Source organism: Dictyobacter formicarum (genome assembly GCF_016587435.1).
In genome coordinates this window covers 341,023-357,380 of record NZ_BNJJ01000003.1, presented here as the reverse complement: position 1 = coordinate 357,380, position 16,358 = coordinate 341,023, and the positions used below count along the sequence as shown (strand labels likewise).

The 16,358-nt window shown below is 53.4% G+C and carries 6 protein-coding genes; all 6 read right to left on the bottom strand.

Annotated elements, in window-relative coordinates; all coding sequences use genetic code 11:
• Positions 1-11: 11 nt before the first annotated feature.
• The 6 genes from JMI88_RS06660 to JMI88_RS06640 all read right to left on the bottom strand — a co-directional run bounded on the left by JMI88_RS06660 (position 12) and on the right by JMI88_RS06640 (position 16,124).
• Positions 12-743, bottom strand: a complete 732-nt coding sequence (locus JMI88_RS06660; protein WP_201361015.1) for a thioesterase II family protein — start codon at positions 741-743, stop codon at positions 12-14.
• A gap of 19 nt (positions 744-762) precedes the next feature.
• A complete protein-coding gene (locus JMI88_RS06655; protein WP_201361014.1) occupies positions 763-6,153 on the bottom strand; it encodes a non-ribosomal peptide synthetase in 5,391 nt (1,796 codons plus the stop codon).
• Complete coding sequence (locus JMI88_RS06650; RefSeq protein WP_201361013.1) at positions 6,150-10,064, bottom strand: type I polyketide synthase; 3,915 nt, start codon at positions 10,062-10,064, stop codon at positions 6,150-6,152. The genes JMI88_RS06655 and JMI88_RS06650 overlap by 4 nt, the downstream gene beginning before the upstream one ends.
• Positions 10,065-10,085: 21 nt before the next feature.
• Positions 10,086-15,320, bottom strand: a complete 5,235-nt coding sequence (locus JMI88_RS06645) for a type I polyketide synthase (protein ID WP_201361012.1) — start codon at positions 15,318-15,320, stop codon at positions 10,086-10,088.
• Positions 15,321-15,756: 436 nt separating this feature from the next.
• Positions 15,757-15,888: a hypothetical protein gene (locus JMI88_RS40055; RefSeq protein ID WP_268905971.1), complete on the bottom strand. Its 132-nt coding sequence runs from the start codon at positions 15,886-15,888 to the stop codon at positions 15,757-15,759.
• A gap of 38 nt (positions 15,889-15,926) precedes the next feature.
• Entirely contained in the window at positions 15,927-16,124 is a 198-nt protein-coding gene (locus JMI88_RS06640) for a helix-turn-helix domain-containing protein (RefSeq protein ID WP_201361011.1), read from the bottom strand.
• Positions 16,125-16,358: the final 234 nt, after the last annotated feature.

The window sequence follows — 16,358 nt, the reverse complement described above, 5'->3', positions numbered from 1 at the left end:
CCGTTTGTTGTTTAGTGGTAGTACGAAGCGATGGCCTGGGTGAGCAGGGATTGATGGGTGTGCAGGTAAAAGTGATTACCCGGGAAGATGCGTTGGACGATTGGGTAAATGGTTTGTTCCTGCCAGGCTTTCAGTTCTGTGGGGTCGACCTCTTTGTCTTCGCTGCCCCCGAAAACTGTGATTGGGATGGTCAAGGGTTCTTCAGCCTGGTATTGGTAGGTTTCGTTGAGGGCAAAGTCGGCACGCAAGGTTGGCAGGAGCAACTGCATAAGTTCGGCATTTTGTAGTACGGTGTCCGGCGTGCCTCCCATGTTTTTGAGAGATTGAATAAATTCAGCGTCTGGTTTTTGCCAGGTTCGGGTTGCCGGGCGTGATATCTGGGGAGCTTGATGACCCGACATAAAGAGATAGGTTGGGGTGGGCAGGTGCTGACGTCGCAACTGCCGGGTTAGCTCGAATCCGATCAAGGCTCCCATGCTATGTCCAAAGATTTGAAACGGCTCATGCAGATATGGATTGAGCGCCTGCACCAGTGCTGGAAGCAGGGCCTGCAGTCGATCAATGGGCTCCTCACCGATTCTGGTTTCATGGCCAGGGAGCTGAATGGGGCATACTTCCACCTCTGGCGGCAGGGCTTGCGGCCAGAGGCGATAGATGCTGGCTCCTCCGCCTGCGTAAGGAAAGCAGAAGAGCCGATTTTTTGGATATGTTTGTCTGGACACAATCCAGGGTGAACGTTGCATATTTTGATACCTGTTTGAACTAGAAGTAGTAGGTGGCGCAACCAACCTGGAGGCCGGAGCCAACCTGGATGATTAAGCCAATGTTGCCTCGCGAGACCAGGTGCTGATCATTGACCTGCTGTAAGGTGTAGGCCAGCGACGATGTAAAGAGATCATGCTGAGCTGGGACCGCGACCACTTTTTGCGGCTCAACCTCAAGGGTCTGGCCCAATTGGCTGCAGAAGTCAGCTGATATTTGAGGCGGCAGAATGACCCGAATCTGTGCGAGCGACAGCTGCTCTTGCTGGAGTAGCTCGTTTACCGTCTCTCGCACGCAGCGCAGATAGTAATGCTGCAGCTGTGGATCGCGCTCAAAGTGCATGATCGTCTTACCATCGCGTACCAGCGAGTGCGCCTTTAAAGCCCCCTGATACTCTGCGAAGGACTTGAAGACAAAATGACCAAAGCCAGTCGTGCCATCAGGGCTGGCTTCAAGCAAGAGGGCGGAGCCCGTCTCTTCGATGTCAGCCAGTTCAGTTGGATAGCTTTCACGGTTATTTTCTATTTCAGATGCGACGATCAGGGCTTTATGGGCTCTCTGGGCTTGAATGAGGCCAATGGATGCATGGCAGGCATTCAACGTACCCAGACCACCGTTTAAGATATCTAGCGCGAAGGTCTTTTTGTCCTGTTGCGTCTCGATATCGGCATTAATGCCCAGCCTTCCTTCAACCAGGGCGGCGACAGCTGGCTCGCACAAGAAATCATCTCGATAGACACCCGAATAAATCAGTAGATCAATCTCGCTTCTATCGTAGGAGATATCTGCCAGGCAGCGCTCCGCGGCGGCCTGAATCAATTCCAGTGTCTTCTTCTCTATCTGTGCCGTGGACGGAATTGTTCCAATGCGGGCAATCTGAACACGTCTGTTCGCGGGCAGACGGGACACAAAAGCCTCGCCAGGTGCAACCTTGGTAGGTGTATAGGTGCCCGCTTCGCGCTGGCGAATACGCTCGGGCAGATCGTCGAAGGTATAGATGGCTGTGCCGATGGTGGCACCGGAACCTGTGATACCGAAAATGGCGTTATCGCCTGGCTGAATGCGGTTAGAACGGATACTATCCATGAGCGCGATCATATGGGTAGTGGTAGCTGTATTGCCGCGCTCAGCGATATTATTAATCACACTCTCCTGCTTACAGAACTCTTCACCAAAATACTTGTTGATCTCGCGCGGAACATCATTGATAGTGGTATTAGAGGTCTGATGCACAATGATATGCTGGAAGGCCTCTTTGGGCCATTGGGTGCGCTCCATAATCATACCGGCATGTGAAACTGCCTGCTTCAGATTGACGGCCGAGACGGTAACCGCATCTGTATACATGATGGCACCGCCGTGAGGCTGGTCGGTCGCTTTGCCAATGCATGCCTCGCTATAGTGGCCCAGCGTATACATTTCAAACTCATGGAAGCCGAGCTTTTGATTGGGAGAGCGCTCCATAATCAAGGCCGCTCCACCATCGCCGACCGTCAGACAGGCCAGGCGCGAATCCATGAAGCTTTCAATCTCTTTCTGGGCTGTCAACGAGAGATGGCTAATATACTCGCCGCTGACCGCTATGCCGCGCCGGATCAGGCCTGTGCGAATGAAGGCATCCACCACATAGGCTGCAGTAAAGAGGCCAGTACAGGCATTGGAGACATCCAGCACAATGGCATTGGTAAAACCGAAATGCTGCTTGATCTGGATGGCGGTACCGGGCTCAAAGGTAAATTGGAGTGGCGCATTGCAGCGTGAAATGTTGCCACAGACAATCATATCGATATCGCCGGGCTGATACTTAGAATTGGCCAGACAATCGGCCACAGCCTGAATAGCGATCTCTAGTGAGAACTCAGTTTCGCCAGCCATGCGCCGCGACTTGATGCCGGTAAGTTTGGCCAGCGGAAAGCGAATCGGACGGGCACAGCCCTCCAGAATCTCCTCACTGGTAACCACTTTAGGAGGAAGGTAGGTGCCCAGACTCTCGATCAGCGTGTTGCCCAGATCCAATAGCGCAGGTTGATTGGTGGCTGGCGCTGCGGCCCGCTCAACTGTGGCGACCGGCGTTTGTGACATGCTACCTGCTGATCCATCCGGATCGGCTGGAGTCGCCTGTCTGGCATCAATGGCGGTGGCCAGTTCAGCGACCGTCTGGAATTCAAAGAGCATCTCCAGAGCCAGTGGTAGCCCTGCCGCATTGGCTTTAGCCACAATCTCCAGACTCTGAATCGACGCTCCTCCCAGATCGAAGTAATTGTCATGGATGCCGACGCGGGTAATACCCAGGATCTGTATCCAGATCTCAGCCAGACGTTGTTCGGTAGGAGTACGCGGAGCTACATAGGTTACCTGGAGCTCGGGACGATCGGTATCAGGCTCTGGCAGCGCGTTACGATTGACTTTTCCATTAGGGGATAGTGGTAGCGCATCCATAAAGACGAACGCGGCCGGTACCATATAATCGGGTAGCTGCTCTTTTAAAAAGCTGCGCAACTCCTCAATCGAGGGTTGCTTGTCTGTTTGTTCTGGCACCAGGTAAGCGACCAGGCGTTTATGGCCTGTTGTATCTTCGCGGGCGATCACGACTGATTCTGCAATGGCGGTATGTAGATTGAGGGTCGCTTCGATCTCTCCCAATTCAATGCGGAAGCCGCGAATCTTGACCTGGTAATCGATGCGGCCCAGAAACTCAATCGCGCCATCCGCGCGATAGCGAGCCAGGTCACCGGTTTTAAAGAGCCGGGCCCCATCCCTGGTGCTAAACGGGTCTCGAATAAATTTTTCGGCGGTAAGCTCGGGACGCTGATGGTAGCCACGGGCCAGTCCTACGCCACCGATATACAATTCGCCAGGTAGATTGATGGGGACCGGCTGCAAGGCCGGATTCAAGATATACAATTGTGTATTGGCGATTGGATGGCCAATCGGTACGCTACTGACTTTCTCGTCGCGTCGGCATTCCCAGCTGGTTACATCGATGGCCGCCTCGGTCGGACCATACAGGTTATGCAGCCTGACATTGGCAGGGAACCGGCTGAAGAAACGCTCTTGCAACTCAGGGGCCAGTGCTTCGCCGCTACAGATAACGTGGCGTAGTCGCTGGCAACTGCTCAGATCTGGTTCGGATAAAAAGGCCTGGAGCATTGAAGGCACAAAATGCAATGTCGTGACATGTTGCTCGCCGATCAATCGGGCCAGGTAAGCAGGATCCTGGTGGCCACCAGGGCGCGCAATAACCAGTCCGGCGCCCGTGAGCAAGGGCCAGAAAAACTCCCAGACCGAAACATCAAAGCTAAACGGCGTCTTTTGCAGCACGCGGTCCCGGGTTGTGAGCTGATACGTTTGTTGCATCCAGTGCAAGCGATTGCAAATGCCCTGATGCGTATTCATCACCCCTTTGGGTTTGCCAGTCGAGCCAGAGGTATAGATCATATAGGCCAGGTTTGCCGCGCCACACTGGCTGGTCGGATTCGGCACTGCTTCCGTCTGGGCACTATTCCAATCGGCATCCAGGCAGATCAGCTGGGCCTGTGTGGCTGGCAGGCGCTCTTTAAGATGGGTCTGTGTCAGGAGCACGGGCACCTGTGCATCTTCAAGCATATACGTCAGCCGCTCAGCGGGATAGCTGGGGTCCATGGGCACATAGGCACCACCGGCCTTAAGGATCGCCAGTAACGCTACTACCATCTCAATGGAGCGCTCCATGCTTACGCCGACCAGCACATCGGGCGCCACGCCAAGCTTTTGCAAACGATAGGCCAGGTGATTGGCGGCATAATTGAGCTCACGATAGGTTTTGCTCTGGCCCTCAAAGATCAATGCGACCGCATCAGGTGTGCGTTCTACCTGTGCCTCAATCAGTTGTTGTAGCGTAGCCTGATCTGGATAGGGTTGCTCGGTCGCATTCCAGTCGACCAGCATCTGTTGGCGTTCAGAGGCCGTCAGCAGCGGCAATTGCAGCAACGTTTGCTCGGGATGCTCGACGATACCGGTCAGCAGAGTCTGGAAGTGCTGTTCCATGCGAGCGATCGTTGCCGGCTCAAAGAGATCGGTATTATAGCGGAAATCAGCGCTCAGGGAGCCATCGATTTCAAAGATGGTCAGGGTCAGATCAAAAGGCGCGCCCTGCTGTCCATAGGCGAAAGGCTCAAACGAGAGTCCCGTTTGCTCCACTTGCCGAGCCAGCGCCCCCTGTCCCAGTCGTTCGAGATCCTGCGGACTACGTGTGCGAGGCCGATCCCAGATAAATAGCGTCTGATAGAGCGGTGAATAGCTGGGATCGCGTTTGGGTTGCAAGCGCTCGACCAGCAGTGGAAATGGAAAGTCCTGATGCTCCAGCCCATTCAACACACCCTGGCGTGTCTGACCCAATAACTCTTTAAAAGTGGGATTATCAGCCAGGTTGGCGCGTACCAGAATTGGATTGGCCAGATAATCCACCACTCGTTCCCACTCAGATCTGGTGCGACCCAGGGCCGGTGTGCCAATGATAATATCTTTTTGATTGGTATAACGATAGAGCAGAGCCTGGAAGGCGGTGAGCATCAAGGTAAAAAGGGTCACTTTTTCGGCACTGGCCAGTGAGCGCAGGCTACTGGTCAATGTTGAGGGCAGCGAAAAACTGTGCGAGGCGCCCTGATAGGTCTGGACCGGTGGACGAGCATGGTCCAGCGGCAAATTCAAAACGGGCAAATCGCCCTGCAGGTTTTGTTGCCAGTAGTTCCAGTGTCCCTCGCCCTCAGGACTTTTAAGCATGGCCTGCTGCCACTGCACATATTCCGCATGTTGTGGTCCCGTTGCGCCAAGCGGCGCAGGGAGTCCAGCCTGTTCCGCGGCGTAGAGAAGAAAGAGTTCATCAACAAAGAGATCCAGCGCCCAAAAATCGACGGCAATGTGATGAGCAATCAAGGCCAGCACATAGTCCGTCGCTGAGCGCTGATAAAGCTTGACGCGCAGCACTGGTCCAGTTATCAGATCGATTGGCTGATTACTTTCCGTGTGCAGTTGCTGCCTGATCTCTTCCAGGCTCAAGTGTGCGGCCGCAACCTGCTCGAAGGGCAGTGTGCGGCTGGCGACAACCTGCTGGGCTGGCTCGCCATCGTGCAGCGCATAGGTGGCTGTCAGAATGGGATAGCGTTGGGCCAGGGTGCGCAAAGCATTTTGCAGCGCCTGAATATGTAAGCTTGAACTGATACGTGCCGCATACAATAAATTGTAGGCGGCACTATTGGGAGCCAGGCGCGAGAGAAACCAGAGTGCTTTCTGATTATGCGAGATAGGTACCCAGGATTCCTGGCTTCTGGCCTTCTCGCGCAATAAACGAGCCAGCAGCGCGCGTTTAGCCTCCGCCGATAAGTTGGAAAGATTTTTTGAGGAATCGCTCATCGATTTAAGTCCTCTTTCTGTGCGATTTCATTGAGCAATGAATCTACCTGCTCATCAGAGAGTTGGTCGATTTGTGCCAACAATGCTGCCGCATCCTGGGCGTTGAGGTCCGGGCGTTCCTCGGCATGTCCATTGGGTTCCTGTTCCTGTTCCTCGGGCATCATTTGCACGAGGAGGGCATCGACATCTTGATCTGAGAGTTGATCCAACTGAGCCAGCAAGCGTTCAGCTTCTCGTGCTGATTCAACCTCGTTCGTGTGAGTTTCAGTCGAGGTTGGCGCACTGTCGCTGACTGCCGGGGAAACAACGATTGTCTCCGCCAGTTGCTGACGCACCTGGTAGGCGAATTGTGCAATGCTGGGACCCTGTAAAAAGGTCACGATAGGAATACGGATGGCTAGTTCACCCTCCATACGATTTTTAAGTTCAATCGCCATCAGGGAATCCAGGCCAAGGGTAGTCAGTGGTTGCTCGCTATCCAGCCGCTCGGGTGGTAGGCGTAGCACGCTGGCGACCTGTGTACGCAGATAGTTTTCGAGTATGGCTTGCCACTGCTCACTGGGAGCCGTACGAATGGTATCCAGAATCGCGCCGTTCGTAGTAGCACTGGCGTTCTGCTCCTGGCTGGATGGTGCGTCGATCAGGTGGCGCACCAGGGGTAGATCGGCAATCTGGGTATAATATTGTGCCAGCAACTGCCAATCCAGCTTAAGCACGCCCACACGGGCACGATTTTGTGGTATAAGCAGTTCAAGGGCCTCTAATACCTGTTGCGGCGTGATACGCTGAATGCCGCGTGATTCCCAGTACTCATGCACCCGTAGCCCCTCGCTGGTCGCGCCAAAGCCAATCTCCGAAACTGCGCCCCAATCGATACTCAGAGCTGGTTGATGGTGAGCACGCTGGTAATGGGCCAGCATATCCAGAAACTCACCTGCGGCTGCGTAGTTACCCTGGGCAGCCGAACCAAAGAGCGAAGCGCCTGATGAGAAGGAAACGAAGAAATCTAACGGCTGATGTTTCAGCAGGCTATAGAGCAGCCAGCTGCCAATCACCTTGGGGCGGAAGACCGCTGTCAGGGCATCCTGCGTCAGCTGGACCAGCGGGCGTACCAGCGATTGCCCCTGGGCATCCTGCCAGACTGAGGCAGCATGGATAACTCCTTTTAAAGCGGGATGGCCCTGCTGCGAATAGGTGGTCAAAAAATTGGTCAACTGTGTATCATCGGTCACATCAACGGATGCATAATGGACCTGAGCGCCCAGACGCTCCAGTTCACGTATACCAGCCACCTGGTAAGCCTGGCGACTATCCGCTGGAAGCTTATGCCAGGTCTCGCGTGCTGGTAGCGCACTGCGTCCCAGCAGAACCAGGTGTCCGGCCCCCTGTTCCGCAAAGCGCCGTGCCACTTCCAGGCCCAATCCCCATAGGCCACCCGTGATCAAATAACTCCCATCTTTGTGGAGGGCCAGGGGTTGAGATGCGCTGGCCTGGCTACGCACCATGCGTGCCACATAGCCCTGACCGGCGCGGAACGCGATCTGATCTTCAACCTTGTAATTGCGCAGAGCCCTGAGAATCTGTGTGGCTGCCGTACGGGCAGTCTCCTCAGGATCGAGATCAACCAGGCCACCCCAGAGTTCAGAGTGTTCCATGGCACAGGTTTTGCCCAAGCCCCATAGCGGGGCCTGGCTAATTTCTAGCTGTGTCTGCTCGGCGCTGACCGCCTGAGCTCCTCGCGTAACGAACCACAACTGGGGCGGTTGAACTCCATCATGTTCTGCCAGAGCCTGGATAAGCTGCAGGGCATGGCCGGTGTTGATCTGTTGATCCTCTTCCAATGACGCCACGCTGGTAGCCGCGACGGGAGTCGTATCCAGACTCCATAGATGAATCACGCCGGTGAGCGCTTGATTGTGCAGTGCTTCTTGTATGATGCGTCGTGTATCATCGCTGTGGGTTGGATCGATCTGATAGTGTCCCGCAGAAAGAATGCGATAACGGTTGCCTGCCACCACACGGATACAACTGGCACCTTGCTGTTCCAATTGTTCAATCAGTTTTTGTCCGACACTGCTCTTATCGGTAAAGACCAGCCAGCGTCCCGACAAAGCGGTATCAGTCGAAGGTGTAAGCGAGGCAGGCTCCCATTGTAGTTCATACAGCCAATCCTGTAGCGCCTTTGTTTCTGTGGTCGCGTGGACAGATGCTCCAGCCTCGGGTACGGCAAGCGCCGTATGCTGTAGTTGCAGTCCGCTAGCCTCGGCCAGCAATCTCCCCTGATCATCAAGGATACGGACCGTACCTTCAATGACATCGGTGGCAGGGGTGGCCTCAGTCGTCAACTGCGCGTGGCTCCAGACAGACGTGTGTAATGGTTGATGCAGCTGGAAGCTACGGATGCCAGTTGGTAGATAGAGATCTGTCGCGCTCTCAAGGAGTTCCTGTGGCAGAGTCGCGATCAGGACCTGTAGGGCCGCATCCAACAACGTCGGATGGATCACATACCTGTCTGCTTCCTGCACCAGTTCCGCCGATAGCTTGATTTGTCCCAATGCTTCGCCATCCCGCTTCCAGAGACGATTAATACCTTGAAAATTCTCTGCCAGCTCAACGCCATGCTGTTGGAGATGCTGATAGAAATCGGCCGTATCCACCTGCTGGCGACAACGTTGACGAATCGCTCCCAGCGAAAGATCAACCTGAGCTGGCTCTGTATTTTTTTGTGCTACTAGCGGCGCCTTTTCTGACGTGTGTCCATTGGCATGGTGCTGTTCCGCTACTGCTGTAACGGTCTTCAGCGTCGCAGGAGCACGCGACTGGAGGCGAGTATTAGCCAGTTCTTTTAACTGCTGTAGATAGGGCATGTTCTCCATTACCAGATCAGCGTCTACACCAAAATCCACCTGGCAAGCGATCTCACTGACGCCCGCCTCTTTAAGCTGAACAATCAGATCGACGCATTGTTCCGGTGTGCCAAAGAGGACGCGTTGAGTGCTAATCAAACGATCGGTCACGAAGAGCAGATAATCGTGGAGATCTTGCTCCGAGAGTGTATTTAAATCGACCTGCTGACCACGGCTGTAGGCGATCGCATTGACCAGGTATGAAGCGGATTTAAGATACTCGCTGAACGGCCCCTGAATCTGCTCGCGCACAGTAGCTTCATCTTTACCGATGAAAGTATGCAGCATCACCGAAACCTGGCCGGTAGCTGGATCATAGCCATGTTCTGCGCGCGCATTGCGATAGATGCGTATTTTTTCCGCCAGTTCCGGGACATTTTGATTGTACATATGCGTCAGCAAATTGGCCCCGATCTCACCCGCCTTCGCGAAGGTGTTAGGATTGCCCGCCGCCGTAACCCAGTAAGGTAGCTCGCGCTGAATGGGGGTGGGGTAGGTTTGAATCTCCGTAAGTTTGCCATCACCCCCTTTAACCTGAATTTTTTCGCCACGCCAGAGCTGTTTGACGGTTTCAATACCGCGATACATGACCTCCTGACGTTGCTGATAGTTATCCGGGGCCAGCGAGAAATCAGTGGGATGCCAGCCAGAAGCAAAGGCGATGCCGACCCGTCCGCCCGACAAATTATCGACCACGGCCCATTCTTCCGCCACCCGAATAGGATTATGCAAGGGCAGAACTACGCTACCCGCATGCAACCGAATCTGGCGCGTCTCGCGCGCCAGAGCCGCATGCAGAACTGCTGGATTCGGATAGAGCCAGCCATCCTTGGTAAAATGGCGCTCGGGAATCCAGACCGATGAAAACGCATGTTGGTCAGCAAACTTCGTGCTCTCGATCACCAGGCGATATTTGTCGGCGTGAAATGGAGTCTCACTGCTCGAAAAAAATATCAGACCAAAGTTAATGTACTGGCCACCTCTGGATGTCGTTGGTGATGCCACAATATCCTCCAGACTAGTTCCTCAATGAGTGTGAATTTTACCAGTTGCATGGAGCGTCCAGTGGTCGTGTGGTTGATCTGGTGCACCGACAGCATGGCTATAAATGGTAAAAGTCGCCTGATCCTGAGTGTCGGCAGAAAGAACAACTTGAACCTTCTGGGAACCTTCCTCTGGTAAGAGAAGAAGTTTCTTAAGCTCAATCTCTTTCAGGCTATAATTGTTAGTGCCAAAAGCCTCTCTGGTTGCGGCCTGAGCCATCTCGATGTAGGTTGACAGCGAAAGGGCGGCCAAGCCCTGAATGCGATGATCTTTCAGGTAAGGGATTTGTTGTGTATCCAACGTACTCTCCCATACATGCATCCGCACAGGATGGACCAGAGCGACATGGGTATCCAGCAAAGGATGGCGTTGAGAATCATGGCTATTGGCTGTTGCCGTTGCTAACCGTGGTACCTTTTGTTGAACACTGGGGCTATCCTTGGTCTCGAACCAGCACCTCTGGCGCTCAAATGGATAGGTTGGCAACGCTATGCGCTGGCGTTGATAATCATGGTCAAAGCCAGACCAATCAATATCGATGCCCAGAACAAAGAGCTTGCCCATGGTTTCCAGCAAGGTCTGCCAGTTTCCATGCTCTTTTTGCAAGGATGGCAACCACGTATGCTCCGTTTCAGGCAGACAACGTTTCCCCATATTGATCAGTGTAGCGGCCGGGCCAACCTCAACAAAGACATCGCAGTCCTGCTCGGCCAGCGTATCCAGTCCACGAGCGAACTGGACCGCACTGCGGGTCTGTGTGTGCCAATAGTGAGCATCCACCGATTCACCAACATTTAAGAGTTGTCCGGTGACATTACTGACCACAGGCAACTGGAGAGGCTTAAACGTGATCTCGCTAGCCGTTTGCTCAAATTCATCCAGCATTGGTTCTATCAATGGCGAATGGAAGGCATGCGAAACCGTCATAGGATGGGTCGCGATGCCTGCCGCCTCCAACTGCTGAACAATCTCTTGCAGCGTCGAAGCATCGCCCGAGAGTACCGTGCTCTGCGGACCATTGATAGCGGCTACTGATACCAGGTGCTGCACGGGCTCGATAAACGGCTGCAACCGCTCGGGGGCTACAAAGGCGGCCACCATACTTCCCGGCTGCTGCAGAGCCTGCATCAAACGTCCACGAGCGCTGATCAGCTTCAAACCATCTTCCAGGCTCAGCATGCCAGCGACACAGGCCGCCACATACTCGCCAACGCTATGTCCCATCACTATCTCTGGTACAATCCCCCAAGACTTCCACATCTCAGCCAGCGCATACTCTAAAGCGAACAGAGCTGGTTGGGTATAGGCTGTCTCATCCAGAGATGGATTCTCCAGAGAAGGATAGAGCACCGAAATCAACGGCTGCTCCAGATAGTTTTGCAGGATCTGGTCGCAGCGATCAAGGGCCGCGCGAAAGGTTGGCTGAGTATCATAGAGTTGCCGAGCCATACCGACATATTGTGAACCCTGTCCCGTAAAGAGGAAGGCGATCTTATGATTGCGCGCAGCCGTTTTACGTCCCTGCTGAATGGTGGGAGCTGGTTTACCTTGAAGGAAGGTTGCCAATTGTCCACGCAGCCGCTCGGTGGTTGTTGTCGTAATTGCCAGGCGGGAAGCAAAAGGCACACGGCCAGTATTGGCTGTATAACTGAGATCAGCGATAGCCGTAGCAGGATGCTCTTTTAAGAAGGCCTGGTAGCGGTGCGCCAGTTGGCGCAATGCCTCATCGCTATGCGCCGAAAGGGTCAGCAGATGCTGCGGACGCTCCATCTCATTGGTGACAGCGCGTATCGCCGGTGCCGCTTCAAGGATCATATGCACATTCGTGCCACCGAAGCCAAAGGCACTGACGCCCGCGATCCGTCGTTCAGCCGGCCAGGGCATGGGCTGCGTCGGTATCGCAAAGGTGGTGTCCTCAAAAGAGATGTGCGAATTCAGCTTCTGGAAATGTAGATTGGGGACAATTTCACCCTTTTGCAGGCAGAGCACCGTCTTAATCAAGCCAGCGATCCCCGCAGCTGACTCCAGGTGACCGATATTGGTTTTGACCGCGCCCAGCAAGCAGGTCTGCTCGGCGGCACGTTGTGGCATTAAGACAGATTTGAGTGCGGCCACCTCAATAGGATCGCCCAATGGAGTGCTGGAGCCATGAGTTTCCACATAGCTAACCAGGCCTGGCTGGATATTAGCATTGCTCAGAGCCTGACGAATGACCGCCTCTTGAGAAGGACCATTAGGGGCGGTCAGACCATTGCTGCGCCCATCCTGGTTCACAGCCGAGCCGCGAATCACTGCCAGTACAGTATCGCCATCGCGCTGAGCCTCGGATAAAGGCTTGAGCAAGACCAGGCCACAACCCTCCCCACGTACATAGCCATCGGCACTATCATCAAACGTCTTGCAACGCCCATCTGAAGACATCATCCGCGCCTGCGAAAAGGTAATTGTTAGCTCCGGCGTCAGGATCAGATTGACGCCACCTGCCAGGGCCAGCGTACATTCATGGTTACGCAAACTCTGGCAGGCTTGATGGACCGCAAGCAAAGACGAAGAGCAAGCCGTATCCATCGCCATGCTAGGTCCGCGTAGGTCCAGCACATACGAAATGCGGTTGGCCGCAATACTATGCGCATTGCCCGTGCCTGCGTAGGCGTCGGCCTCATCGGGATGGCGGAACTGCAAGCGCGAATAATCGTCGCTACTGATGCCAACAAAGACACCCGTCTGGCTGCCAGCCAACCGACTGGGAGCCACACCAGCATGTTCCAATGTCTCCCAGGCCACCTCTAGCAGTAAACGCTGCTGAGGATCCATCCCATTCGCTTCACGTGGTGAGATGCCAAAGAAGGTAGGATCAAACTTATCGACCTCAGGCAAGAAACCACCCCAGCGGGTATTCATTTTGCCGGGAGTAGCCGGAGCCTCAGCATAGTAATCCTGGCTATTCCAGCGCTCGCCGGGGACCTCCGAGATACCATCGACTCCATTGCGCAGCAGATGCCAGAACTCATCGGGATTCTGAGCGCCTGGAAAGCGACAGCCCAGACCGATAATTGCAATGGCATCCTGATCAAACGTATTTTGCTCAGGCGTCTCAACTGCCTCGGCAGCTACCTGTTCTTCCCCATTCGCCAGATAGCGAGCCAGCGCATCGATGGTGGGATAATCATAGGCCAGCGTGGGGGCCAGTGAACGATGCAACAAATCTTCCAGGTCGGCCGAAAGGCTGACCGCCTGGGCCGAATCCATACCATAGTAGGCGAAAGGCGTGCTCACATCGATCGAACCAGGTGCTACTTTTAATGCTTCCGCCACATGCTCTACCAGCCAGGAGCGCAGCATGGCTACATCGATCGCTGGTTCAGCTGGCTGCTCCTCCTTGATCGGCTGTGGCTCTGCCACCTGCGTGGTTTGGGATACTACTGGAGGAACACTGCTCTCGGCTGCATCCTGTTGCCAGGTATGAACCACATCGAGCGTACCCTGCAGATAATGTTCCTTGCTGCCCCGGCGCTGCACTTTACCGCTGGACGTCTTTGGCAGACTACCAGGTTTAATCAAGGTGATCGCATACACCTGGACCTCATGTTGTAGCGAGATCGCCTGCCGAATCGCGGCAACCACCTGATCCAGATTTGAAGATAGGGCGGTGCGCTCCACCTCATGCACAATTACCAGGCGCTCTTCACCATCAGCCTCAACCGAAAACGCGGCTCCACCATTGAGGCGTAGCGCGGCATGGCAGGACTCCACCGTCTTCTCAATATCCTGAGGATAATGGTTGCTACCGCGAATAATAATCAAATCCTTCAGGCGTCCGGTAATAAAGAGCTCATCCTGATGAGAGAAACCCAGATCACCGGTACGCAGGAAAGGGCCCTGTCCATCAGCCAGATAGGCCTGGAAGGTCTCGGCCGTTTCAACTGGCCGCTGCCAGTAGCCCTGAGCAACGCTGGGTCCAGCAATCCAGATCTCCCCCACGCGGTCGGCAGGGCATGGTGTACTGGTTTCCGGATCCACAATCAAGACCGTTTGATCATCCTGACTTTTCCCGATGCTCACCAGGGTTCTGACACTCTGCTCATCCACCGTTCCATCCTGCAGATCAGCCGTCGTCACTTCCTGAGCAAGATTTTGTTTCAGAGCCTCGCCCTGGAATGAACGAACGGTAGGGAAGACACCCTTGGTGCCAGCGCTCACCACCAGCGTAGCCTCAGCCAGGCCATAGCAAGGGTAGAAATAATTACGGCGGAAACCACAGACAGCAAAGGCCTCTGCAAAGCGCTCCATTGTATCTGAACGCACCGGTTCCGCGCCATTGGCGACAATTTCCCAATGGCTCAAATCCAGTGTCTGCTTTTGCTCATCTGTAACCTTGCGCACACAGAGATCATAGGCAAAATTAGGGCCGCCACTGATGGTCGCCTGCGTATTCGAAATCGCCTGCAACCAGCGATAAGGACGCTGTAAAAACGTCGTCGGGGCCATAATCGTAGATTCATAGCCCGCATAGAGTGGTTGAAGAACACCACCAATAAGACCAAGATCATGATAAAGTGGCAGCCAGGTTACACCATGGGCATTGTCAGGATGCTGGCAATAACGTTCGACCAGCGATAGATTATGCAGTAAGTTCCCATGTGTCACCATCACGCCTTTAGGGACACCCGTTGAGCCTGATGTATACTGCAAAAATGCCAACGTCTCACTGGCCACATCGGGCATCTCCCATTGGGAAGCATTATCAGAGAGGGTATCAGTGACAAGGACAGGTGCAGTTTGCAGTTCAGGGGTTTGATGAATTAAACTAGAAACTTTTGAAGAAAGCGTGGTGGAGGTTAAAACGACCTGGGCATCAACATTTTGCGCTATCGCTCGAAATTTTGTCAGCGTACGGTCTGAGCGAACCGCAGAAGGCGGGTACACCGGGACTGCAATAATTCCACTGTATAAGCAACCGAAGAATGCGACGATAAAGTCTAACCCCGAAGGGTAGATCAGCAAGGCGCGGCTTCCGCGAGGAACGCGTTCTTGTAGAGAAGCGCCGATAATTCTTGCTTGGTGATCAAGCTCCGCGAATGTGAGGGCATCTTTTTCTTTGTCTCCGTCAGTCAGAAAAGTGTAGATGCGCTGTTCGGGCTGTTGGACTGCCCTCCAACGTAGGAGATTGACCAGAGTAGAAAACTCACGCGAGGGTGGCAAAATACGTGTTTTCAATTTACTATTCCTGGTCGGGAAATATCGAATGCAAATTGCTAGTATAAGAGCAACAGGCAATCGAGTTACATATTTATTTATGCGTCTGTTATTGATAATACATTTAAGTCAATAGACTGTCAACCGTTTTTCATCAGAGAATCCTGGCTCCATTCTAGATGAGATTATCACACGAATGCCGTTGGCGTACATTTTTTATGTTGAACTACTGTATCCTATGTTCCAAAGTAATCGCCAAATCAAGGTAGTTTCTTTTATAGCTAAAAATGAGCCAGACTTCTTTTAAGCTACAAGAAGCCAGACTCATTTTATTCGTATTAAATTGTGAATGAATGGAAATGCGCAAATATTATTTGAGCACCATCAAGCTTATGCGAATGTATCAATTATGTATTGGCATAGAGACAATTGACGGATATGCTCTGTGCTTTCCTTATTACTCGCTGCCCAGTTGATTGACCGCATCGCCCAAAACGCGATCAAGGGTCTCGCGTTTAGTACGATAGGCCTGACGCTCCTTATTATTCGCCGCCCAGTTGATTGGCTGCATCGCCCAAAACGCGATCAAGGGTCTCGCGTTTAGTACGATAGGCCTGACGCTCCTTATTATTCGCCGCCCAGTTGATTGGCCGCATCGCCCAAAACGCGATCAAGGGTCTCGCGTTTAATACGATAGGCCTGGCGCTCATTGACATGGGGCAAAATTACCGCTTCCAGAGCACCCTGTTTCACCCAGCGACGAACGGTGGTGTCATCTACACGTAAGATATCTGCAACCTCGGATACAGTTAATAGCTCGCTCATGTGATTTTTCTCCTTTTAATCAAAAACTGTTTTTGATCATTGTGATTTCTACTGATGCACTTGTTCATAGTTGTCTATATGCTAAATAGGCTCAACACTTGAGAAGTGATCACTGCGTTGTAGAAATACACAAGAAAACATTGTATGCGCATTGTACAACAATGTGTCAGGTAAGTAAAGAGGGGGGGTAACTTTTAGTATATACAGATAGTGGGGTTAACAATGTTTTTTTTT

Bases quoted from the DNA above. Each gene is read 5' to 3' on its own strand.
- JMI88_RS06660 (WP_201361015.1), bottom strand. From the start codon at position 743: ATGCAACGTTCACCCTGGATTGTGTCCAGACAAACATATCCAAAAAAT.
- JMI88_RS06655 (WP_201361014.1), bottom strand. From the start codon at position 6,153: ATGAGCGATTCCTCAAAAAATCTTTCCAACTTATCGGCGGAGGCTAAA.
- JMI88_RS06640 (WP_201361011.1), bottom strand. From the start codon at position 16,124: ATGAGCGAGCTATTAACTGTATCCGAGGTTGCAGATATCTTACGTGTA.